Origin of the sequence: Bacillus sp. J14TS2, from assembly GCF_018333015.1 — a bacterium.
Lineage (GTDB): Bacteria > Bacillota > Bacilli > Bacillales > Bacillaceae_C > Lederbergia.
Window position 1 is genome coordinate 1 of record NZ_BORE01000032.1, and the last position, 20,320, is coordinate 20,320.

15 protein-coding genes are annotated in these 20,320 nt (G+C 36.6%); 11 read left to right on the forward strand and 4 right to left on the reverse strand.

What is annotated here, in order from left to right:
• Positions 1-1,421: 1,421 nt before the first annotated feature.
• The 7 genes from KI375_RS26355 to KI375_RS26385 all read left to right on the forward strand — a co-directional run bounded on the left by KI375_RS26355 (position 1,422) and on the right by KI375_RS26385 (position 11,118).
• Complete coding sequence (locus tag KI375_RS26355; RefSeq protein ID WP_212976340.1) at positions 1,422-2,348, forward strand: ABC transporter permease; 927 nt, start codon at positions 1,422-1,424, stop codon at positions 2,346-2,348.
• Positions 2,348-3,226, forward strand: a complete 879-nt coding sequence (locus KI375_RS26360; protein ID WP_212976341.1) for an ABC transporter permease — start codon at positions 2,348-2,350, stop codon at positions 3,224-3,226. The genes KI375_RS26355 and KI375_RS26360 overlap by 1 nt, the downstream gene beginning before the upstream one ends.
• A gap of 207 nt (positions 3,227-3,433) precedes the next feature.
• Entirely contained in the window at positions 3,434-4,966 is a 1,533-nt protein-coding gene (locus KI375_RS26365) for an ABC transporter substrate-binding protein (RefSeq protein ID WP_212976342.1), read from the forward strand.
• Between the two features lie 393 nt (positions 4,967-5,359).
• Positions 5,360-6,400 (forward strand): ABC transporter ATP-binding protein, encoded by a 1,041-nt coding sequence (locus tag KI375_RS26370; protein ID WP_212976343.1) that lies wholly within the window; start codon positions 5,360-5,362, stop codon positions 6,398-6,400.
• On the forward strand, positions 6,381-7,418 hold the full coding sequence (locus tag KI375_RS26375; RefSeq protein WP_212976344.1) for an ABC transporter ATP-binding protein: 1,038 nt from the start codon (positions 6,381-6,383) through the stop codon (positions 7,416-7,418). The genes KI375_RS26370 and KI375_RS26375 overlap by 20 nt, the downstream gene beginning before the upstream one ends.
• A gap of 122 nt (positions 7,419-7,540) precedes the next feature.
• Positions 7,541-9,013 carry a sulfatase family protein gene (locus tag KI375_RS26380; RefSeq protein WP_212976345.1) on the forward strand — a complete coding sequence of 491 codons (1,473 nt, stop codon included), beginning with the start codon at positions 7,541-7,543 and terminating at the stop codon, positions 9,011-9,013.
• A gap of 173 nt (positions 9,014-9,186) precedes the next feature.
• Positions 9,187-11,118, forward strand: coding sequence for a hypothetical protein (locus KI375_RS26385; protein ID WP_212976346.1), 1,932 nt, complete (start codon positions 9,187-9,189; stop codon positions 11,116-11,118).
• Between the two features lie 241 nt (positions 11,119-11,359).
• Here KI375_RS26385 and KI375_RS26390 read toward each other — a convergent pair whose 3' ends face one another.
• From KI375_RS26390 to KI375_RS26405, 4 genes are all read right to left on the reverse strand, one after another.
• Positions 11,360-11,866, reverse strand: coding sequence for a GNAT family N-acetyltransferase (locus tag KI375_RS26390; protein ID WP_212976347.1), 507 nt, complete (start codon positions 11,864-11,866; stop codon positions 11,360-11,362).
• Positions 11,867-12,052: 186 nt separating this feature from the next.
• A complete protein-coding gene (locus KI375_RS26395) occupies positions 12,053-12,538 on the reverse strand; it encodes a GyrI-like domain-containing protein (protein ID WP_212976348.1) in 486 nt (161 codons plus the stop codon).
• A 494-nt stretch (positions 12,539-13,032) separates the two neighbouring features.
• Positions 13,033-14,277 carry an aminopeptidase gene (locus KI375_RS26400; protein ID WP_212976349.1) on the reverse strand — a complete coding sequence of 415 codons (1,245 nt, stop codon included), beginning with the start codon at positions 14,275-14,277 and terminating at the stop codon, positions 13,033-13,035.
• Between the two features lie 307 nt (positions 14,278-14,584).
• Positions 14,585-15,355: an SDR family NAD(P)-dependent oxidoreductase gene (locus KI375_RS26405; RefSeq protein WP_212976350.1), complete on the reverse strand. Its 771-nt coding sequence runs from the start codon at positions 15,353-15,355 to the stop codon at positions 14,585-14,587.
• Positions 15,356-15,522: 167 nt separating this feature from the next.
• Here KI375_RS26405 and KI375_RS26410 point away from each other — a divergent pair, with 167 nt between their 5' ends.
• From KI375_RS26410 to KI375_RS26425, 4 genes are all read left to right on the forward strand, one after another.
• Positions 15,523-16,104 (forward strand): TetR/AcrR family transcriptional regulator, encoded by a 582-nt coding sequence (locus KI375_RS26410; protein ID WP_244853106.1) that lies wholly within the window; start codon positions 15,523-15,525, stop codon positions 16,102-16,104.
• 98 nt (positions 16,105-16,202) lie between these two features.
• Complete coding sequence (locus KI375_RS26415) at positions 16,203-17,243, forward strand: YdcF family protein (RefSeq protein WP_212976352.1); 1,041 nt, start codon at positions 16,203-16,205, stop codon at positions 17,241-17,243.
• A gap of 419 nt (positions 17,244-17,662) precedes the next feature.
• Entirely contained in the window at positions 17,663-19,501 is a 1,839-nt protein-coding gene (locus KI375_RS26420; protein ID WP_212976353.1) for a MotA/TolQ/ExbB proton channel family protein, read from the forward strand.
• Positions 19,491-20,183 carry an OmpA family protein gene (locus KI375_RS26425; RefSeq protein WP_212976354.1) on the forward strand — a complete coding sequence of 231 codons (693 nt, stop codon included), beginning with the start codon at positions 19,491-19,493 and terminating at the stop codon, positions 20,181-20,183. Before KI375_RS26420 ends, KI375_RS26425 begins: the two co-directional genes overlap by 11 nt.
• Positions 20,184-20,320: the final 137 nt, after the last annotated feature.

Here is a 20,320-nt window from a genome sequence, read left to right on the forward strand (position 1 = left end):
GTAATTTCATCTCGAAATCTAATGGCAAAACGACTTGATTTACGTTATAATATTTAAACATAAGGATACCTCGATTCTGTTTTTGTAGTGGTACTTTAACTTTATCAGAAGGTATCCTTTTTTTGTACATTTTTTCATTTTTTAATCAAATTAAAAAAGTGATTTCCTACTTCATCTTAGTAGAAAATCACTTTTTCTGTTTTTACTGGGTTTTGTCCCAGCCTCTTTTTGTTGTTTAGCGTATTATGTCAAATGCTTTTTTAATTTAAGTATAGGAAATACAATTACCACCGCACATTCTCAGATTTGAAATAGGAATACCTCGTTTTCAGTTCTGCAGAAGGTATATCCTGGCATAGTACAAGTTGAATTTAATGTATTGAGATGTTGAAAAGGTGTCTACTAACAGTTAAATCACAATAACAATTTCGAAAAGAGCAAGAGATTGATAGTGATTGATTACATATATCTGCTTACATGTGATTGTATAGATAAGTTGTTTGAGGCACTTGATCGGTTATTAGTCATAGAAAAGAAAATGAACATCAGATTGTAACGAGCGAAAGTAAACGAAAGTGAACATTCGTGGAGATATAATATAAAAAATATCATCATAAAATCAAGATCTTTTCTGCTAATTGCATCTAAAAAAAGATGAAACCACAGTTCAACATACAATTAAGGGTAATGTGATTATAGTGTGGCTAAATATGATTGATGGTGTATACCATGCGGATTTTAGTGAAAGAAGACTGGAAAGAAAGTGTAAACAAAAATTGTCATAATTATTTTATTCGAAAAAATCGTTGACATTTAAAATAGCTACATCTATAATGAACAAAAATAAACACAAATGAACATAAGGGGTATGATATGAATAGTAATATTATAAATTTAAGAGTTTTTCGATGAGCTACATCTAAAAAATGAAGAAATCATGCTTAAACATACAATTAAGCACAATGTGGTAACTATAAGATTGATCAGGAATATCTGATGTTCCGGAGGGGAGGATCTTCGTACAAGTGCTATATATTGTACTTATTGAAAGCGTTTTACCTATTGGATTAACTTTCGTTTTGTTACATGTTGTAATTCCTGCGTACATACTTTTACAGACGATAAAGTCATCATCTTTTTAAAATGTACTAGTTGAATTGGCGACAACTATATTACATCACATCCATCTATGATATATCCAAAATATTCTTCATATTTTTGGGGTTATAGTGTCAAAGAATAGAAAATAAAAGTTGGAAAAACTGTTTTGAATTTTGAGTAGTGAGGATACACTTGATCCTTTAGAAGGAAGCCTACAAAGCAAAGAACTAAGACATTAGAAATGGGGATCTTTTGTTTTTTTCGATAGTTACAAAGAATAAATCTCTATTCCATTAATTTTTTGAAAGGTGGCGATTTAAATGGCAGGATACTTAGTTAGACGTACTATACAATCGCTATTTGCCATCTTTGGTGCCATTACGATCATTTTTCTGATTGTTCGTGTTATTCCAGGGGATCCAGCCGCAGTGATGCTAGGGAGTAATGCCACCAGGGAACAAATACAAAATTTGAATGAAGCTTTAGGACTTAATGAACCACTTATAGTTCAGTACTGTAACTATATTATGAACGTGATCCAATTAAACTTTGGAGATTCATTCCGATTAAGTGGATCGGCGCTCGGAAATGTATTACAGCGCTTACCATACACAGTTACATTAGGCTTCAGTGCAATTATATTTGCGTTAATTATCAGTTTTCCTTTGGGGATCATGGCAGCCAGAAAAACAAACGGTATTATCGACAAGATTATATCTACCTTTTCATTAATAGGCCAATCGCTTCCTGAATTTTGGGTAGGGCTGATCTTGATTTTAATCTTTGCTCGTTTCCTAGGCATTCTACCAAGTGCAGGGTCGGGTTCTATTGCGCATTTAATTCTACCATCAATAACTTTGTGTCTACCTTTTATTGGAATGTTAATAAGGTTAATTCGAAATGGGATTTTAGAAGAGATGCGTCAAGGATATGTCCAAACTGCAAGATCAAAAGGTTTAAGGGAAGGGATTGTTTTTTATGTCCATGTTTTACGTAATGCTCTTATTCCGGTGATAACAGTAATTGGACTATTATTAGGAGATTTTATCGGAAGTGCTGTGATTATAGAAACAGTATTCGCTTGGCCAGGGATAGGTAGTCTTTTACTCCAATCAATACTTTACCGTGATTATTCAATTGTTCAGGCGTCTGTAGCTGTAATTGTTGTTTTCTATGTTGTGATTAATCTAACTGTAGATATTTTGTACGGATACATTGATCCGCGCATTAAAGTGGAGGAAAAATGATGAGTAGTAAAACACTGGTATCTGAACAGACAAAAATTGGACTAATAGATAAGGCGTCTTTAGATTGGGGTGTCATATTGCTATGTATTCCCGCAGTTATATTTGTTGTAATAGCAATAATTGGACCAATGGTTATCAGCTTTAATCCAATGGAAACTCATATTGAAGACCGGTTGCTTTCTCCTGGGGCTTCTCTTCACAATGGAGCAGTAACTTTGCTTGGAACGGATTCGGCTGGGCGAGATGTACTAATGCAGATTGTATATGGTGCACGCATATCATTATTAGTTGCAGTGTCCACTGTGTTAATTGGTGGACTGGTGGGTATGATGGCGGGAATGATTTCCGGTTTCTTTGGCGGTATTATTGACACAATAATTATGAGAATTGTAGATATACAATTATCCTTTCCTTCAACCATATTAGCTATTCTCTTTGCGGGGGTTCTTGGCCCAAGTGTTACAAATATAATTATTACATTGTCGATTACACGATGGCCAACCTATGCTAGGGTTGCAAGAAGTGCGACACTTGCTGTTAAAAATAAAGATTATGTAGATTCTGCAAGAGTAATAGGTATGAAGAATATGAGAATACTTGCAAGGTATATATTACCTTCATGCCTGTCTCCATTACTTGTAATTGCAACTGTTCAAATTGGATTAGTGGTGATCTCAGAGGCCTCTCTTAGTTTTTTAGGGTTAGGAACTACTCAGGCTAATCCATCATGGGGGCTTATAATTGCTAACGGTCGTGATTACCTTAGTTCGGCTTGGTGGATTTCTACTATGCCCGGTATTGTCCTAGCAATAGTAGTTGTGAGCATAGGATTTTTGGGAGATAAGTTGCGTGATAAATTTGATACATTTGTCGATTGAAAACTATTACCTAGATTATTAAATGCATTTATGTCTATTTTGGTAAATCACATTTTTATCAAGTGTGTTTATGGAAAGGGGAAGAGATTAATTTAAATAAGAAAACACGGAATATTAAGTGAATTAGTAGAACAATGTTTAGAATAATCAAACTGTTCGTTAGGAAAGTACGAGTAAAATACTGAAAAAGAGTGAGGAGAGTAAATGGTGGATTATTTAAAAAATTATTTAATGCGTGGTATGGGCGTGCTATTTCTCATGTTTATCGCCATTTTAAATGGCGGATGCGCTGGAATAACCAATGAATCAGATTCATCTGAAAATAAAGGCGAAAGCCTAATTGTATCTTATAATGAAGGAATTAATTCATTGGATCCTTATGGAACAAGTGGAGGTGAAGAAGCGACAATTCTTGCGGCGAGTCAAATATACGATACTTTGATTGAGCTTGATGAGGGGGAATTTAAATCAAGCGTTGCTACAGAATGGGAGCAGCCGGATGAAAATACTTGGGTATTTAAATTGAGAGATGATGTAACTTTCCATGACGGATCATCTTTGACAGCTACAGATGTAAAGGCATCATTGGAGAAATTGGTTGAAGGAGACTCTCCGTTGGATGTGTTATGGAATACGTTGGATTCTGTCGAAGTGACTGATGAGCATGAGCTTACCATCAAAACAACAAGACCTTTAGGAACTATGCTTTCTAATCTTTCTCTTTTATATATTGCTCCAGCAGATAAAATTGATGACGCAGATTTTTTTAAGCATCCAATCGGTAGTGGCCCGTTCCAAGTAGAATCTTTTAGCCCTGAACAAGTATTAAAGTTAAGCAGTTATGACAATTATTGGGGAGGAGCACCAAAACTAGGTGAATTAGAATTCAAAAATATTCCAGAAACGCAATCTCGTATGACATCTTTGTTAACCGGAGAAATAGATGCTACTTGGACAGTTCCAAACGACCAAATATCAGAATTAATAGAGTCTGCTGATGTTGATGTTGAAAGTATTCCTAGTTACGTATTTTACTTTAACTGGTTTAATAGCGGCAGAGAACCATTTGATGATGTAGATGTTCGGAAAGCAATGTGGCATGCTATTGACACTGAAGCTATTGTTAATGAATTGTTTGGGGAATCTGGCGAACAGGCAAAGGCACCTATTCCATCAACAGCATTTGGGTATTCAGAACAGGAACCTTATGACTATGATCCGAAACTTGCAAAAAAACTCTTGGCTGATGCAGGCTATCCAGATGGATTTGAAACTTCAATGATGTGGAGTGAAGGTGGAGGTCCACAAATTCGTGAGCTTGCAGAGACAATGATATCCTATTGGGAAAAAGTTGGTGTCAAAGTAAAACCCATCGTATTGGAAAGAGCCGAATGGATCGATAAACTTAATGCTTTGGATTGGGATATGAATTTACAAACTAATGCCGTCAAAACTGGAGATGCAGATTATACACTTGGACGTCTTTACACTTCGGAAGCAGACAGGAACGGTTATAAGAATGAAGAACTGGATGAAATTTTGAACGATGCAAAAGAATCAACTGATTTGGGTGAGCGGGAAGAGCTATATGCTAAGGCAAATAAAATTATTTGGGACGATGCAGTTGGGATTTTTCCAGTAGAATTGAATCATGTGTTTGGTATACGCAAAAATATAGAAGGATTTAAAACAAGTCCATCAGCCTCTATTGACCTTAGTGATGTATCAATAGACAAGTAGAAGTGCATTTTATTAATGTTCTGAGGCCTCATTTAACATTATGCGTAATGTTAAATCTGGGCTATTAGATTCTGGCCAATATATGTTGCTTCTGGTCCAGGAAACTATAAAATTGTCGCTTGTGGATAAGTTGTAATTTTGAGTTTTGCCATCTAGCTCCAGTGCCTAGCCCCTCGAGGCCAAATAACCCTGAACCTATGAAGGGAAAAAGCCCCTTCCTAGGTTCAGGAACATTTGCTTGTCGGGGCTGATCAAGGCGCTTGCGCTTTTGTTCATACAAAAAATATTCCGTATCAAGGTGACAATAAGCTTTTTCATTTACTGTTGTAATGAGGAGTCATGTTCATTTTTTCAATTATTGTGCTGTATGTTTGAATAGAAGGAGGACTTTTAATGGCATATGAACAGACCATGTTTAAAACATCGGAGTCTCGTAATGTGGATCCATTGATTAATGTACGTAATCTCTCCGTAGAATTTCATACGAATGCTGGTACTGTAAGGGCTGTCAATGAAATTTCTTTAGAACTTCGACAGTCCGAATCATTAGCTATACTTGGGGAGTCGGGCAGTGGAAAGAGTACTGCCGCTAAGGCTATAATGGGTCTTTTGCCCAAACCAGCCGGACATATTGTAGGAGGAGAAATTTTTTTTCAAGGTCAAAATCTTTTAAAGGCAAAAGAATCTGTAAGAAGAACAATGCGTGGGACTCAAATGTCTATTATTTTTCAAGATCCTTTAAGTGCACTTAATCCTGTGTTTACTGTCGGATTTCAAATTGGTGAAGCCATTCGTTATCATAAATCCTTGCCAAGAAAACAGGTAAAGAGAGCAGTTGTTGAACTAATGGAAAGGGTGAAAATTCCTGATGCTAGAAATCGAATAAATAACTATCCTCATCAGTTTTCTGGTGGCATGCAGCAACGAGTGATGATCGCAATGGCTTTAGCATTAAATCCCAAAGTTATTATCGCGGATGAACCAACAACCGCCTTAGATGTTACAGTCCAAGCTCAAATTATGCATCTTCTTGAAGAGCTTAAGGTGGAAGAAAATATGGGGTTAATTCTTATATCCCATGATCTCGGAGTTGTAGCAAACTATGTGGACAGTGTAGCGGTCATGTATGCAGGTCGTATCGTGGAAAAAGGTAAGGTAGAAGAGGTATTTCGAAATCCTGCACACCCATATACTTTGGGCTTAATGAATTCAATTCCAGCAGTTAACAAAGATAGTACTCGGCTAACTCCCATAAAGGGGGCCCCGCCAAACCTTATTAACTTATCACAGGGGTGTCCGTTTCAACCTAGATGTCCTTTTTCTCAAGACATATGTAAAAATGAGAATCCGACATTAACTGAGGTTACACAAGGGAGGAAAAGCGCATGTCATTTTTCAAAGGGGGTTCTGAATAATGGTTACGAATTTAGGTAAACCGATATTGAAAGTCAAGGATCTAGTTACCTCATTCCCTATTAAGAGTGATTTATTGCGAAAAACAATTGGGCAAATCCAAGCAGTTTCCGGGATAAATTTAGAGATCTTTCCTGGTGAGACTGTGGGGTTGGTAGGAGAATCCGGGTGTGGAAAATCAACAGTTGCCCGGACTATCGTTGGACTCGAAAAATCTACAAGTGGGCATATTTATTTTGAAGGTTATGATCTTACCACATTATCAAAAAGAGAAATAAGAACATTACGCGAAGATATCCAGTTAATCTTTCAAGATCCGGATGCTTCTTTAAATCCTCGGATGACAATCAGAGAACTTATCAAAGAGCCATGGAAGGTACATCCTACTGTTGTGAAAAAAAAAGATTGGGATAAAGAGGTAATAAAACTTATGGAAATGGTTGGTCTGAATCCAGATAGCGCGGATAACTATCCCCATCAATTTTCAGGTGGACAACGGCAAAGAATATGTATTGCTAGGGCTCTTGCATTAAAACCCAAGTTGATTGTTTGCGATGAAGCAGTTTCTGCTCTTGATGTATCAGTGCAAGCGCAAATTTTAAATTTACTTCAAGATTTGCAAAAGGAACTAGGCTTGGCGTATTTGTTCATTTCACATGATCTTTCGGTTGTACGGTATATATGTGACAGAATAGCGGTGATGTATTTGGGCAAGATTGTGGAAACTGGTAGTAAAACCCAAATTTTCCAGTTTCCATCTCACCCCTATACGCAAGCACTTTTGTCAGCAGAGCCTGTTCCAGAACCATGGCTTATGGACAATAGAAAAGAAATTTTATTAGAAGGCGACATACCTTCACCTGCCAATCCACCATTCGGTTGCCGCTTTCATACACGCTGTTGGAAGGCTAGGGATATTTGTAGTCAAATAGAACCAAAGCTTATTGAACATGAGAGGGGACAGCTTAGTGCTTGCCATTTTGCAGAAGTAGATACAGAAATATTACCAAAGTTAGTAAGTAAAAGTGCTAAAGCATAAAAACAAATATCTCTTTTGTAGTCAGAAAAACATTTTCTAAAGTTTTACTATTTACGCAAATTTTGGAAACAAATACAGGGTATAAACCTATTGATTTTAGAATATTTAAGGAGAATTATGTGATGGATGGTAATAAAATGAATATGTTGTTCTTATTTACGGATCAACAAAGAATTGATACTTTAAGCTGTTATGGAAATCAAGAAGTAAGTACTCCATCTATTGATCGATTGTCAAAAACAGGCATAAGATTTGAACATGCTTATACCCCGAATGCGGTATGCACTCCTGCAAGAGCATCATTACTTACAGGTGTAATGCCACATAAACATGGAATACTCACGAATTTCGATCATAATATTGGTTATCCCGAAGAAATAAGCGATGATCAGATTGCTTTCTCCAAGCAATTGGCAAATGCAGGGTATAGAGTTGGTCTTGAGGGGAAATGGCATGTGAGTGAAAAACAGTCTCCGTCTTATTTTGGTTTTGAAGGAGAGCATTATCCAAGTTGGGAAAATCCGATAAACCACCAGGCATACTTAACGTATTTGAAAGATAATAATCTTAAACTAAGTAATCTATCCAAAGTAATTAGAGGGACGCTTCCGAATGGAAAACAAACTAATGGAATTGCTGGCCAATATGATGGACCGTTGGAAGCAACTTTTGAATATTTTCTTACACAAAAAACTATTACTAAGTTAAGAGAATACGCCGATGGATATCGGAATGAAGGAGAACCCTTTTATTTGGCTTGCCATTGGTTTGGTCCGCATTTACCTTATAACGTACCTGAGCACTATTATAACTACTATGATTCAAATAAAGTAAAATTACCAGAATCATTTTCAGAGTCATTTATAAACAAGCCGAAAGTACAAGAAAAGTATTCAAGCTATTGGGCTTTTGATAGTTTTTCTTTAGATGAGTGGAAGAAACTGATTGCTATTTACAGAGGCTATGCAAAAATGATAGATGATCTAATAGGTATGATTCTTGATGAATTGGAGAATTTAGGATTGGAAAGATCAACGGCGGTTTTTTTCAGTTCGGATCACGGTGAATTTACCGGGGCACATAAGATGAACTCTAAAGGACCTGCAATGTACGAAGACATTTATAATGTTCCGTTAATAATAAGAATTCCAGGAGCACCTGAAAATGTTGTAGATAAGCATTTGGTTTCTTTAGTAGATGTAACTGCAACTTTTCTTGATATTGCGGAATTATCTGTACCTTCATCTTATGATGGAAACAGCCTTGTTCCCTTGATAAAAGGACAAAAGAAACCAGATTGGAGGGAAGAAATTGTTTGTGAGTTTCACGGCCTTCATTTTCCCCATCCATTAAGAATGATTCGAAATGCAAGGTACAAATTGATTGTTAATCCTGCGGACATAAGTGAATTATATGACTTAGAAAAAGATCCATTTGAGTTGGTAAATAAGATTGATAGTGTCGAGTACGAGAAGATAAAAAAGGAATTAGCAAGTAAACTATATTGTAACCTTAAACAAGGTAATGATGCTCTTTATTATTGGATTGGAGCAAACTTCGAATTGGATGATAATATTTTAAATGAAGGTAATTAGGTAGTTAGGTTTTATATATTGTTTATAAAAAAATAGAAGTGAGGAAGCGCTTTCTAAACATTTGTAGTACCGAAACATATGAAACAGCCATTAATGTTGAATTCCTCAAAGACCTAGACTTGAATAAAAACAAACCAAAATAATGTGACATTACGAAAGGAGTTAATGACTTAATGAATGGTATAGTTAATGCTAAACCCGTTGATGCTGTTGAGAATGTATCTGATTTAGCTAAGAAATACCCAAATGGGAGGAATGGAATTGTTTTAGTCAAGCTAACTGGGGATTGGTATTTTTATGAAAACGGTTGGAAAAAGGGTGGCTTTTATGTTAATAATGACATTTATCCTTTAGTAAATAACAATGGGCATCCCTTATATCTTGAAGGTGAAGAATCTTGGAACCAAAATCAAGACCTTTTTTCTTTGCCGACAGGCTACTATCGCTTAGGGTTGGCTACGGATGAAGAGAAGGCTGGGGACAGGTATAATCCAGAGCAAAAAAATCTACCTATTGATTATGGTGTGTGTACGATATTTGTGATTGATATTGATGGAGCTGGGCGTCATCACTACGAAGTGCACATGAATGCAAAAAATGTCACATATACAGGTGAAATTAATGGTGACGGTGTTTTTACAGGGTGGGTGCAAAGCGTAAAAATTAAGGATGAGTCTGAAATCCAACGGAAAAGATTAACTTTTCCAACAGGAACATCATTAGGTACAGATATGGGGTTGCCAGAAGGAGAAGTATTAACCGATATTCGTGATTTAGAGCCTGGTTTTTATTACGATATATTCAAAAAACCTGGTGATCATCCTAATGGAAAGTTGAACGCTACTCCCATTGATGGTTTACCAACTGGGATCAACCCAACCAGTGGGTATTTCCTTTTAAAGAATCAATCGGATATAAATGGACGATATTTTTATTTGTTAGCCCATAGTATTAGTCCCGTTGTTTGGTTTGGGATAACAGACCACCAAAACAGGATAGACTGGAATATTCAAAAGTATGACCAAGGCAAATATCATTATTTATTAGGTGAATATATTGCTAGATTGCAATTGCAACCGAAACAGGACAGTGACTTCGAATTTATGATATTGACTGACACACATGTAGATCGGGAAAGCCCAGAGTATAAGAAGTCATTGATCGCACGGCAAGTATTTGATCATGCCAATTATGTCACGGGAATGTATGATTTATCCTTCAAAGTACATTTGGGTGATTGGGTGGATGGATGGAAAGAGCCAGTGAAAGAACTAGCTGATATAAATGATGTGATTGGCAGATTTTTTAAAGACCCTAACACCTTAAATTATGGGGTCTTAGGAAACCATGATAATTCCGGAGTGTATGCACGTGAACAAAATGAGGAACACCGAGACCCTTTTTTGTTATCGGATCTTATTCCGAAGGACTTACAGGATAATTTGATGGTTTATCGGACGAATGACGACCAAGTGTCATGGGGTAACAATATGTATTATCGTGACTTTGAAAATGATAATATCAGAGTGATTTTTTTAAATTCTTACGATGTGCCATATACGACAAACGATGATGGATACTTATACCATGACCCATTTCACCAATCCGCGTATGGTAAGGAACAGGTGAATGACTATATTGACGCTTTAGAAACAACACCAGATGACTATCAAGTGATGATTATGTCGCATAATATTTTCGATAATGTTTATAAGGACGATACAATGTTTAACGGGGACACAATGCGCAGAATTACAACTGCTTTTCAAAATAGTAGAACAGATGAAATATATACAACGGACATTGATCCAACAGATCCCGATTATTGGTACTATGAAATAGAACGAGACATTGATTTTGCAAATAGACCAAAAAATCGCGTGATTGGTAGTTTTTCCGGGCATGTTCATAATGATGGTTATCATATCTGTGAGGGTGTTCGCTATATACAACAACTCTGTTGCCTGGCAAAAGAATTCACACCTTATACTGTAAACGATACAGCGTTTGATATAGTTAGGGTAAATAAGAATACTGGAAAAATAACTTGTTTCCGCTATGGCAATGGTACAGATAGAGTGTTTGATAAGGTAGAAGAAGCATAATGCAATGGGTATGTTAGTTCCGGTAACACATCTATGCTGACTAAAAAATGTATCAAACACTTGAAAGTTCTTGCGGATATTTAACATGACTAAAGTTTTCTTTCTTAAAATAATCCTTTGGTTTATATTGAGGAGAGTTGAATGAATTAAAAGGGTTAATCAAAGATAGAGCAAGTGAACTAGCTACTCTATCTGAAAATGGGTACGGAAGTCTTGAACTTCCGTACCCCAATTTAATATATCAGTTGATTTGTTTCTCAAAAGCAATCCGCTTGTTTCCGTCTTCTAAAAAAATAACACCACAATATGTGAAATCATTTTTTAGCAGGAGCTTTTGCATAGGCAAATTTTGTTCATGTGTATCGATTTTAATATTGTTGATTCCTTTATCAATACACATCTTTTCTATAATTTTCATAACCTCAGATGATATCCCTTGCCCTTTGTGTTGCTGATCTACTGCAAGTCTATGAATAACAGCATACTCCCCATCACTCAACCACTTGCCATTATAGATTTCTTTATAGGTTTTTTCCCCGTCAAAAGAAATCGCCGCAGTGGCGACAGGGATGCCGTCTTTTAATAAAACATAGCTATATCCATTTTGCATATCATCTTTGATGGTTTGGATATTGGGATAATTATTTTGCCACTGATCAATATGATTGTCTTTAAAATATTGTTGGGCCTGTTTGAAAATGGACATAATCTGATTGATATCTTCTATTGTTGTTTTTCTAAACTCCATGTTTTTCTCCATCTTTAAATTACTTATTGCAGTCCCGCATAAAGCGAGTTAGAACGGCGTTTTGTTATGGGTTATTGACTTTTGCTTTAAAAGATACGAGGTTTGCTACAACTATTATAGTAGGGTTCCTATATAGTTGTTTAATTCTTAATCGACTAAAGACCCTTTTTATTCAATAAGAAAACGTTATTTTTTTACAATTGGAATATAAATATCAAAATGAGGATCATTCGGGTCACGATCAACTGGATAATGCTCATGTTTAATTGGCATATAAGGATCATAATAATTTACACCAGATTCTCTAAATGCGGTATAGTTACTATCAAATAACCATTGATGTAAATCCGTATAGGTCTTTTGTATATCTTCTCCTTTGTTATGTGTTGTCCTCACATACGTCCATTCAGGAACCCAAATTTCAATCATCCCATCAGGAATTTTCTGCTTCTCACTAACTTCATAAACCGCATAATGTGCGAATCCATTTTCAATTACATGATAAGATAGCCCTAATTGAACATTAGGTTTCACCTTATCCTCTATCTCATTGGTGCGGTCTTCAGCTTGTTGAATGACATTTTTTAAATTTGGTACAATTTCAGAGAATGTTCCCTCCCATTTTAATCCTACTGTCCGATAGGCCGGTAACGTTATAATTTCATAACTCAAATTATTTCCTCCCTTTCCCCTAAAGGGCCATCAATTTCTTTTAACAATTTTCTCTCAGAACACTTGCTTGCCGGAAGCCAACAGGATGGTGGTCAGAAAGGCGTTGCGACGTACAGGATGTACTAGTGCAGACGAAGCGACAGGACGTCGCGTTTGAGTCTGCCGCCAGGACGGCGCGAATTTAGCCGATGTTCTGCATAATAACCTGAGCCAAAGAAAGGCAAAGAACGCCTTTCTTTGGCTCAGAACATTTGCTTGTCGCCGATAGGCGGGCGCCTTGCGCTTTTCTTGTTTAGGAAATTATAAAATTGTAGCTTGTGGATAAGTTGTGATTTTGAGTTTTGTCGTCTAGCTCCAGCGCCCAGCGACTAGCAAACTTTCAGCTTCTTCCTACGATAAGTCAACATCGGCTCATTCTTCGCCGTGTATCCTTTATCTCGTCAGAAGCTTAAAAAGTTTGTACGTCGCTAAACGGGCGCTTGCGCTTTTGTTCTTTAAATTGCCCAGTCTCCATTTCGGAAGATAGGAACAATTGTACCATCTTGCTTGATGCCGTCGATATCCATTTTGTCAGAGCCGATCATGAAGTCAACATGAACATCGGAAGTGTTCATACCATGTTCTAATAATTCTTCTTGACTCATTTTTGTCCCGCCTTGAATGGTGGTTGGATACGCTGAGCCGATCGCTAGATGATTGGATGCATTTTCATCAAATAAGGTGTTGAAAAATATAATATTTGATTGAGAAATAGGTGATGGATCTGGAACTAAGGCCACTTCGCCTAAGCCTGTCGCCCCTTCATTATCATGAACAAGCTTTTTAATCGCCTCATCACTCTTTTCAGCAGAAATATCAATGATTTTTCCATCTTTAAAATGAACCTCTATGCCTTCGATAAGGGTACCAGCATAACTTAGAGGCTTCGTGCTACGAACGACCCCATCCATGCGGTGAGTATCAGGAGCGGTAAATACTTCTTCCGTTGGCATATTGGCGATAAAATCTTCACCCTTGGGATTATAGCTTTCAGCACTTGCCCAAATATGGTTTTTAGGTAAACCCAAAGTTAAATCTGTCCCAGGTGCTGTATAGTGGAGAGCATCAAATTGAATTTCATTTAATACCGCGGCTTTTTCATTCAATGTCTTTTTATGTTCTTCCCAAGCAGCAGTAGGGTCATCCTCGTAAACACGGCAAGTTTTAAAAATTTGATCCCACAGGGCATCCACTTGTTCTTCAGAAGTAGATAGGTCAGGAAAAACATGTGCTGCCCAACCAGCGCCAGCAGCTGCAGCCACTGTCCATTTTACATCATCATTTTGCGTAGCGATGCGTTGAGCTTTGAAGGCTTTACCAGCTACATTTTGGTAAGTAGCAACTTTCGTAGGATCAACCTCATTTAATAATCCCGGATCACTTGAAACAATTGATAATCGACTTACACGATGGTTCAAAACATGGTCTTCAGATTCCTGAATTTCGTAATCAGGTATATTGGTAAGGACTTCAACGGGCTGATGTAAGTAATGCAATTGGCTTATTTCATCATCAGACCATTTGATAATTACTTTTTCAGCTCCTAATTGATAGGCTTCCTTTGTAATAAGACGGGCTAATGGTGCCTGGTCGACTGTAACCGTCATTTTTACCCAATCTCCAGACTGGACATTAATTCCTTTTGCAACTAATAGTCTTGCGTATTTCTGCAAGTTTTCCTCGAAATTTGGTAAAGTCATTTTAAAAACCTCCAGTTATTAGTGAAAGCTAGAAATGTTTACTCGACGCTTTTTAAGCGATTACAACACGGCATAGATAGTGGAAATACATGGTTGTCTTAATAAGGGTATCTATATAACCACCTGATATTATACTCTACTTTTTTCCGTAAATATACTCCCTTGCTTGTCATTAAAAGAGAACAAACAAATAATCCCGAATCAGTTGACTTGATCCGGGAATTATTAGAGTACCATTTTATATTTGTGGAGAATAAATGGTAAGCGGGGATCACCTGAGAGTCAAACCCCCAAATGGTTCACCAGATTAGCGTGAAGTATAACCAGCATCAGCATGAATCGTTGTTCCAGTGATATAAGAAGAGTCATCAGATGCTAGCCATAGACTTGCTTGTGCAATTTCTTTCGGTTGTCCAAAACGGTTCAATAGACTTAATTGTGGTGCATATTCTTCCTCTGTAAAACCAAATTGATCCAAGGCTCCGCGCAGCATTGGTGTGTCGATTGCACCAGGGGCTACGGAATTGATGCGAATGTTTTTTGAACCATACTCCATTGCAGCTACTTTCGTCATCCCCACAACGCCATGCTTTGCTGCTACATAAGCAATGTTATTAGGCTGAGGACGAAATCCACTAACAGAAGAAATATTGATAATCGAACCACCATTATCCTGTTTTAACAATTGTTGTAATTCATATTTCATACAAAGGGCTGTCCCAGTCAGATCTACGGAAATAAGTTGATTCCAGTAATCTTCATCAAACTCAGCTACGGGCTTGTCATCTGGAGTTAAAGCTGCATTATTTACTGCAACATCCAATTTGCCAAAAGTATCAACGGCAAATTGAACCATGGCTTGTACTTGCTCAGATTTCGAGATATCTGTTTTTATAAAAGCTGCTTCTCCTCCGCTAGCATTGATTGCTGCTGTTACTTCATTTCCCTTTTCATCATTAAAATCTGCAATCACAACCTTTGCTTTTGCTTCTGCGAAGAGCTTGGCAGTAGCCTCGCCCATCCCCATGGCTCCGCCTGTTACAATTGCTACTTTTCCTTCTAGTACTGGAAATGTCATAAATCTTCCTCCTTCACTCTTTATATTTTCACTATATGATTAAAGGTTCCCCTATTTCAATCATCAATAACCTGAAAGTGTACAGTAACATACAAAAGATATATATTTGTATAGAAAAATGTTGAAATAATACTCTTTATTATAAAAGGAGAACAGAGGGGAAAATGATGATTGATAAACGAATACAGCGTTCAAAAAAAACTTTAAAAGAAATATTTATTCAGTTGTTAGCTCAAAAACCTTTTGATCAAATCACGATAACAGAGATTGTGAGAACAGCAGGCTATAATCGTGGCACCTTTTATTCGCATTTTGAAACTAAAGAAAACTTATTACAGGAAATAATTCAGGAAACTCTTCATGAAATGATCAAGGAAGTACGTCAACCATATAAAGAGTTAAAAAGAGTGAATATGAAGGAATTGCAAGCAAAAGATCTTACCTTTTTTCATTACTTTGAAAAAAACGCCCAATTATTTAATATTTTATTAAGCGATCATCTCCAGGTGGATTTTCGATATCAAATGGCAAAAGCGATTGAGGAATTGTTTATTAGGGAATATCAATATGAAATAAAGGAAGAAACACAACTTGATCCAAAATGGTTATATATCTATCGATCGCATGGAATCGCAGGTCTCGTTATTCGGTGGATTGAAGATGGCTTTTCTCCGTCTTCCTATTATATGTCTGAACAGATTATTGAATTGATGCTTATAAAGACTGAGGTTTTCCAAGTAAAGAATTAACAAGTTCTATTTGTAAATTTGTATAGGTGTATACATAGTCTAGGTTGGTGTCACAATAAACAATTACATTCAACATGAAATACTAAAGAGGTGAAATTATGGTTTGGATAGGTGTTGTTACAACTCTTCTTTTTCTTTTGTTTGTGTATTCATATTTAAGAGAGCCGAGGAGAATAATTAATGGTTTATTATTTAATGTTTTTATTATTTCCTTCTTGCTGCTCTGTTCGGTGTATGCAATTCGAACGGATCTTCAGGCACTAAAATTCTTAATTGTTATTCCGATTATCGCCTTAGTTATTATCATCCCATTCGGTGTAATCGCGCTGATTGTCGGACTTTTTATAAATGCTCGGGTTCTTATAAGGAAGGAAGGGAGGAGGCTAGCTAATTCGTTAACAATGATTACGGCACTTGGAATTATATTCATCTTAATCATTAGGCAATTGCATCCTTCTCAATATGTTTCCGATCATTTACAACCACTATTCGGTGGAGTGTCCTTAGTCATGCTTTATTTCTTTTTTAATTTGTTAAATTTCTTTACTGCATATACGTTATATCAATTTAATCGGCCAAAATATAGACAGGATTTTATTATTGTTCTTGGAAGTGGCTTAATAAAGGATAAAGTTCCACCCCTATTAGCTAGCAGGATTGATAAAGCAATAGAATTCTATAATAAGCAGAAAACAAAAACTACTCCACCGAAGATTATTCTATCTGGGGGTCAAGGTGCTGACGAAAGCCTTCCAGAGGCTGAAGCTATGCAACAATATGCTATTCAGCACGGTATTCCGGCAAAAGATACTATTCAAGAAAATCGATCTATTAATACGTATCAAAATATGAAGTTTTCTAAAGAGCTATTAGACCAATTGAGCCTAAATGAACCGTATAATAGTATTTTTACAACTAATAATTTCCACCTTTTCCGCGCTGGTATTTATGCTCGAAAGGCTGGTTTAGATAGTCAAGGAATTGGAGCAAAAACGGCCCTTTACTATTGGCCAAACGCCATGGTTAGGGAATACATAGCAATTGTATCAATAAAACGCAAACAACATTTAATCGTGGTTATCGGTATTATGACCGTCTCATTACTATTATCTATTGTCAGCTGGTTATTCGTTTATTAAATTACTATAAAATTTTCATGGTTTATATCTTGCTTTCCGTACCACTCGATTAACCATACCCAACCTAAAAACACCTCTACTGAAAGGGGATAGAGAACAAGTCTTCAACAATGAAAAAGGAATGGAGGGGTTCTCTTTCTTTTTATGAGTAAATGCTAAGAAAATCGCAAAATGACGAGACGCTAGTGGGAATAGCATCAGCTAAAGACCTCACAGCTTGAAGGCTAAAGCGATGCCCGCGACAAGGACGCCTTTTGGCAATTTTCGACTTCGGGGACAGACTCGATAACTGATTTCCATTAATTTTTACTCATGAATCATCCAAACTCTGAATAGCAATAAAGGACAAGGGGGAAAATGTCTGACGATATGATCAGTATTTCCTCTTCCATTTTGCTTTGAAAGGGTGTGGAAAAGGAATGATTCAAGCCATTTTGGAATTATTTACGACCGCGGAAAAGGCAGAGGCGATGTTAACTAATCCCATCATCGAACTAATATTCATGGCTTTGTTTATTATATTTATTTTGTCCCTAGGGATTCATATTTCCTTGTATATGAGGCTAAGAAGAATACGTAATCATCTAAAAGAAACAAATAAATTGGACATGGAACCCCTGCGAACTTTTAAGGAACAGTTCGAAAAGAGACAAGAGAAGGATACAATTAAGGCAGAAACGTTCGTACAAGAGCGTTTTTCAAGCTGGCGATTGTGGAATATACCTGTTGTTGGGCTTATTAAAATCGTGCAAATGACGGTATCGGTTTTTATCCTTCTTGGTGTGCTGGGAACATTTATTGGACTAACGATTTCTTTAGGAAGTATTCAAACGACTGAAGATCAGCTAGTTGAAAATGTTACAGGAGTATTATCGGGAATTGATGTGGCTTTTTACACAAGTATTGTCGGAATGAGCTTCTCACTATTGATGACATTACTAGTGAAACTCTGCAATACAGAATATATGTTAACAGATATCATGTTAATGGTTGAAAGTCATTTGGAGGGGCATGAGCAAAATGGAATGACCCGCCTTATTCAAGTCTCGGAAACAATCAACCAATCAATTATAAGTCTACAGCAAACCAATCAACAATCTCTGCAAAATATGGAAAAAGCTTTCACAGGTTTTCAAGAATATACAACAGGCTTACAACAATCAGCAAAGGATTTAGCTGCTTTTAATGAAGGTCTTTCGAACAATTTGCAGGATTTTCAAGAGCTATTTCAGCAAATGAAGCTGATTACGGAGGGATTTCGTGAAGGGACAACAGAGCTGAATAAAAATTTTGCAGCCTTATTTGCTTATTTTAAAAAAGCGGATAGAAGAAATGAACGATTAGCAACAGCCTTTGAACAAACCTATGAAAAAATGCAGGAAACCTCAAATGTCCAGATTCAAACATTGGGTCGATATGGAGAATCGGTTGATGAACTTAAAGATTTTACAAGCGCCCTTGTAGAAGAACAAGGTACGATCCGCCATACAGTTGATAAAATGATGCAAAAGAGTGATGAATTAGTAAAGAAGATGGGAGAGCATAATCAGGAGTTTAAACAAGTCTTTGGAAATGATATAACGGGTAAATTAGCAGGGATTACTACTCATTTAAGCAAACTGTCACAAGAATTTGATCAACTTGGCAATTCGATTGTTCACTTGCCCAAAGCTCTAGAAGTCATTAATCAAACTCAAAATGAATATAAACATATACTGTCCGATCGTTTTCGTGAGCTTGAGGATTTCAATCGAACATTTAGTGACCATTTAAAAGATCATTCCACACAATCAGCAACTTTTGAACAGAATGTGCTGGAGGCTTCTCGAACATATGAACAAATGGGCATGAAAAATAATCAGGTGATCACCGAAATGAATGCTGTTCTATCGAAAATGAACCAGTCATTTCAACAGCGAGAGCAACAGTTGGATACAGGAGTGGACCTGTTAAAAGAAACGCTCTCAAACTATGTATCCAGTCTAGAGGGAACACTTGGGGGAAAATTAGACCAGGTTGCGCGAAATATTGGCGATTCTATTGAATTGACAACAAATGGAATGAGGAAAGAATTCACGGAAATCCGCAGAGGATCAGAAGACATTCAACAAAATAGTTTTCGTTCGATTCAGCAATTATTACAGGAGCTGGGGCAGGAGTTTCATACGTTCAATCGACAGATGAATTCGATCAATCGTATTGAACAGGAAGCCGTTCGTGTAAATAGTGGGATGGGATTGAGCCGTAATGACTACTAAGTATATGCGCCTTTTTAGAAATGAGCAAGATGATTCTCATTTTTGGCCTTCTTTTACAGATCTTCTAACAACGATTTTATTGTGTTTTATGCTTATTTTTATTATTATGATGGTCACCAAATCATTGCAAATTAAAGAAATGAAACAAACGATTGATCAAATCATGGGGGTTCGCTCACAATTGGTGGAGGATTTAAAAACAGAGTTCAAGGATTCCGCAGCAGGAATTGAGGTTGATGAAAAAACAGGAGCGATGATCTTCAATACAGAGATTCTCTTTCCTTACGATCAGTCGGAATTAAAGCCAGCTTCCTTAGAATTTTTAGATGAATTTGTTCCCAAATATTTAGATGTATTATTGAAGAGCGGATATGAAGATTATGTGGCTGAAATTATTATTGAGGGACATACCGATCGAGATGGGAGCTATTTATATAATTTACGATTAGCACAGGATCGATCCTATAGTGTAGCGGACTATATTTTAAGTGAGGATTTTCCATATAAAGAGATTCAGAAGCAATTAGAAAATAAATTAACCGTTAATAGCAAATCATATTCAGACTATCGAACAAACGCACAAGGAGAATACAGTGCAGATGAATCGCGACGAGTAGAATTTAAGTTTCGATTGAAGGATGAAGAAATCTTAAATAAAACCAGAGAACTTTTAGGTAATTAGCAACAAAAAAACATGAGAAAATTCTCATGTTTTTTTGTTTGATAGATTTATAAACCTATTCGACAGTAATGTAATGAATTTGAAATATAAATGTAATGGAAAAAATCCCTATTTGTCGAAAGATGATGTTATAATGA

Coding starts and splice junctions, on each gene's coding strand:
- KI375_RS26355 (WP_212976340.1), top strand. CDS start 1,422: ATGGCAGGATACTTAGTTAGACGTACTATACAATCGCTATTTGCCATC.
- KI375_RS26360 (WP_212976341.1), top strand. CDS start 2,348: ATGAGTAGTAAAACACTGGTATCTGAACAGACAAAAATTGGACTAATA.
- KI375_RS26370 (WP_212976343.1), top strand. CDS start 5,360: ATGGCATATGAACAGACCATGTTTAAAACATCGGAGTCTCGTAATGTG.
- KI375_RS26375 (WP_212976344.1), top strand. CDS start 6,381: ATGGTTACGAATTTAGGTAAACCGATATTGAAAGTCAAGGATCTAGTT.
- KI375_RS26380 (WP_212976345.1), top strand. CDS start 7,541: ATGGATGGTAATAAAATGAATATGTTGTTCTTATTTACGGATCAACAA.
- KI375_RS26385 (WP_212976346.1), top strand. CDS start 9,187: ATGAATGGTATAGTTAATGCTAAACCCGTTGATGCTGTTGAGAATGTA.
- KI375_RS26390 (WP_212976347.1), bottom strand. CDS start 11,866: ATGGAGTTTAGAAAAACAACAATAGAAGATATCAATCAGATTATGTCC.
- KI375_RS26400 (WP_212976349.1), bottom strand. CDS start 14,277: ATGACTTTACCAAATTTCGAGGAAAACTTGCAGAAATACGCAAGACTA.
- KI375_RS26405 (WP_212976350.1), bottom strand. CDS start 15,355: ATGACATTTCCAGTACTAGAAGGAAAAGTAGCAATTGTAACAGGCGGA.
- KI375_RS26410 (WP_244853106.1), top strand. CDS start 15,523: ATGATTGATAAACGAATACAGCGTTCAAAAAAAACTTTAAAAGAAATA.
- KI375_RS26415 (WP_212976352.1), top strand. CDS start 16,203: ATGGTTTGGATAGGTGTTGTTACAACTCTTCTTTTTCTTTTGTTTGTG.
- KI375_RS26420 (WP_212976353.1), top strand. CDS start 17,663: ATGATTCAAGCCATTTTGGAATTATTTACGACCGCGGAAAAGGCAGAG.
- KI375_RS26425 (WP_212976354.1), top strand. CDS start 19,491: ATGACTACTAAGTATATGCGCCTTTTTAGAAATGAGCAAGATGATTCT.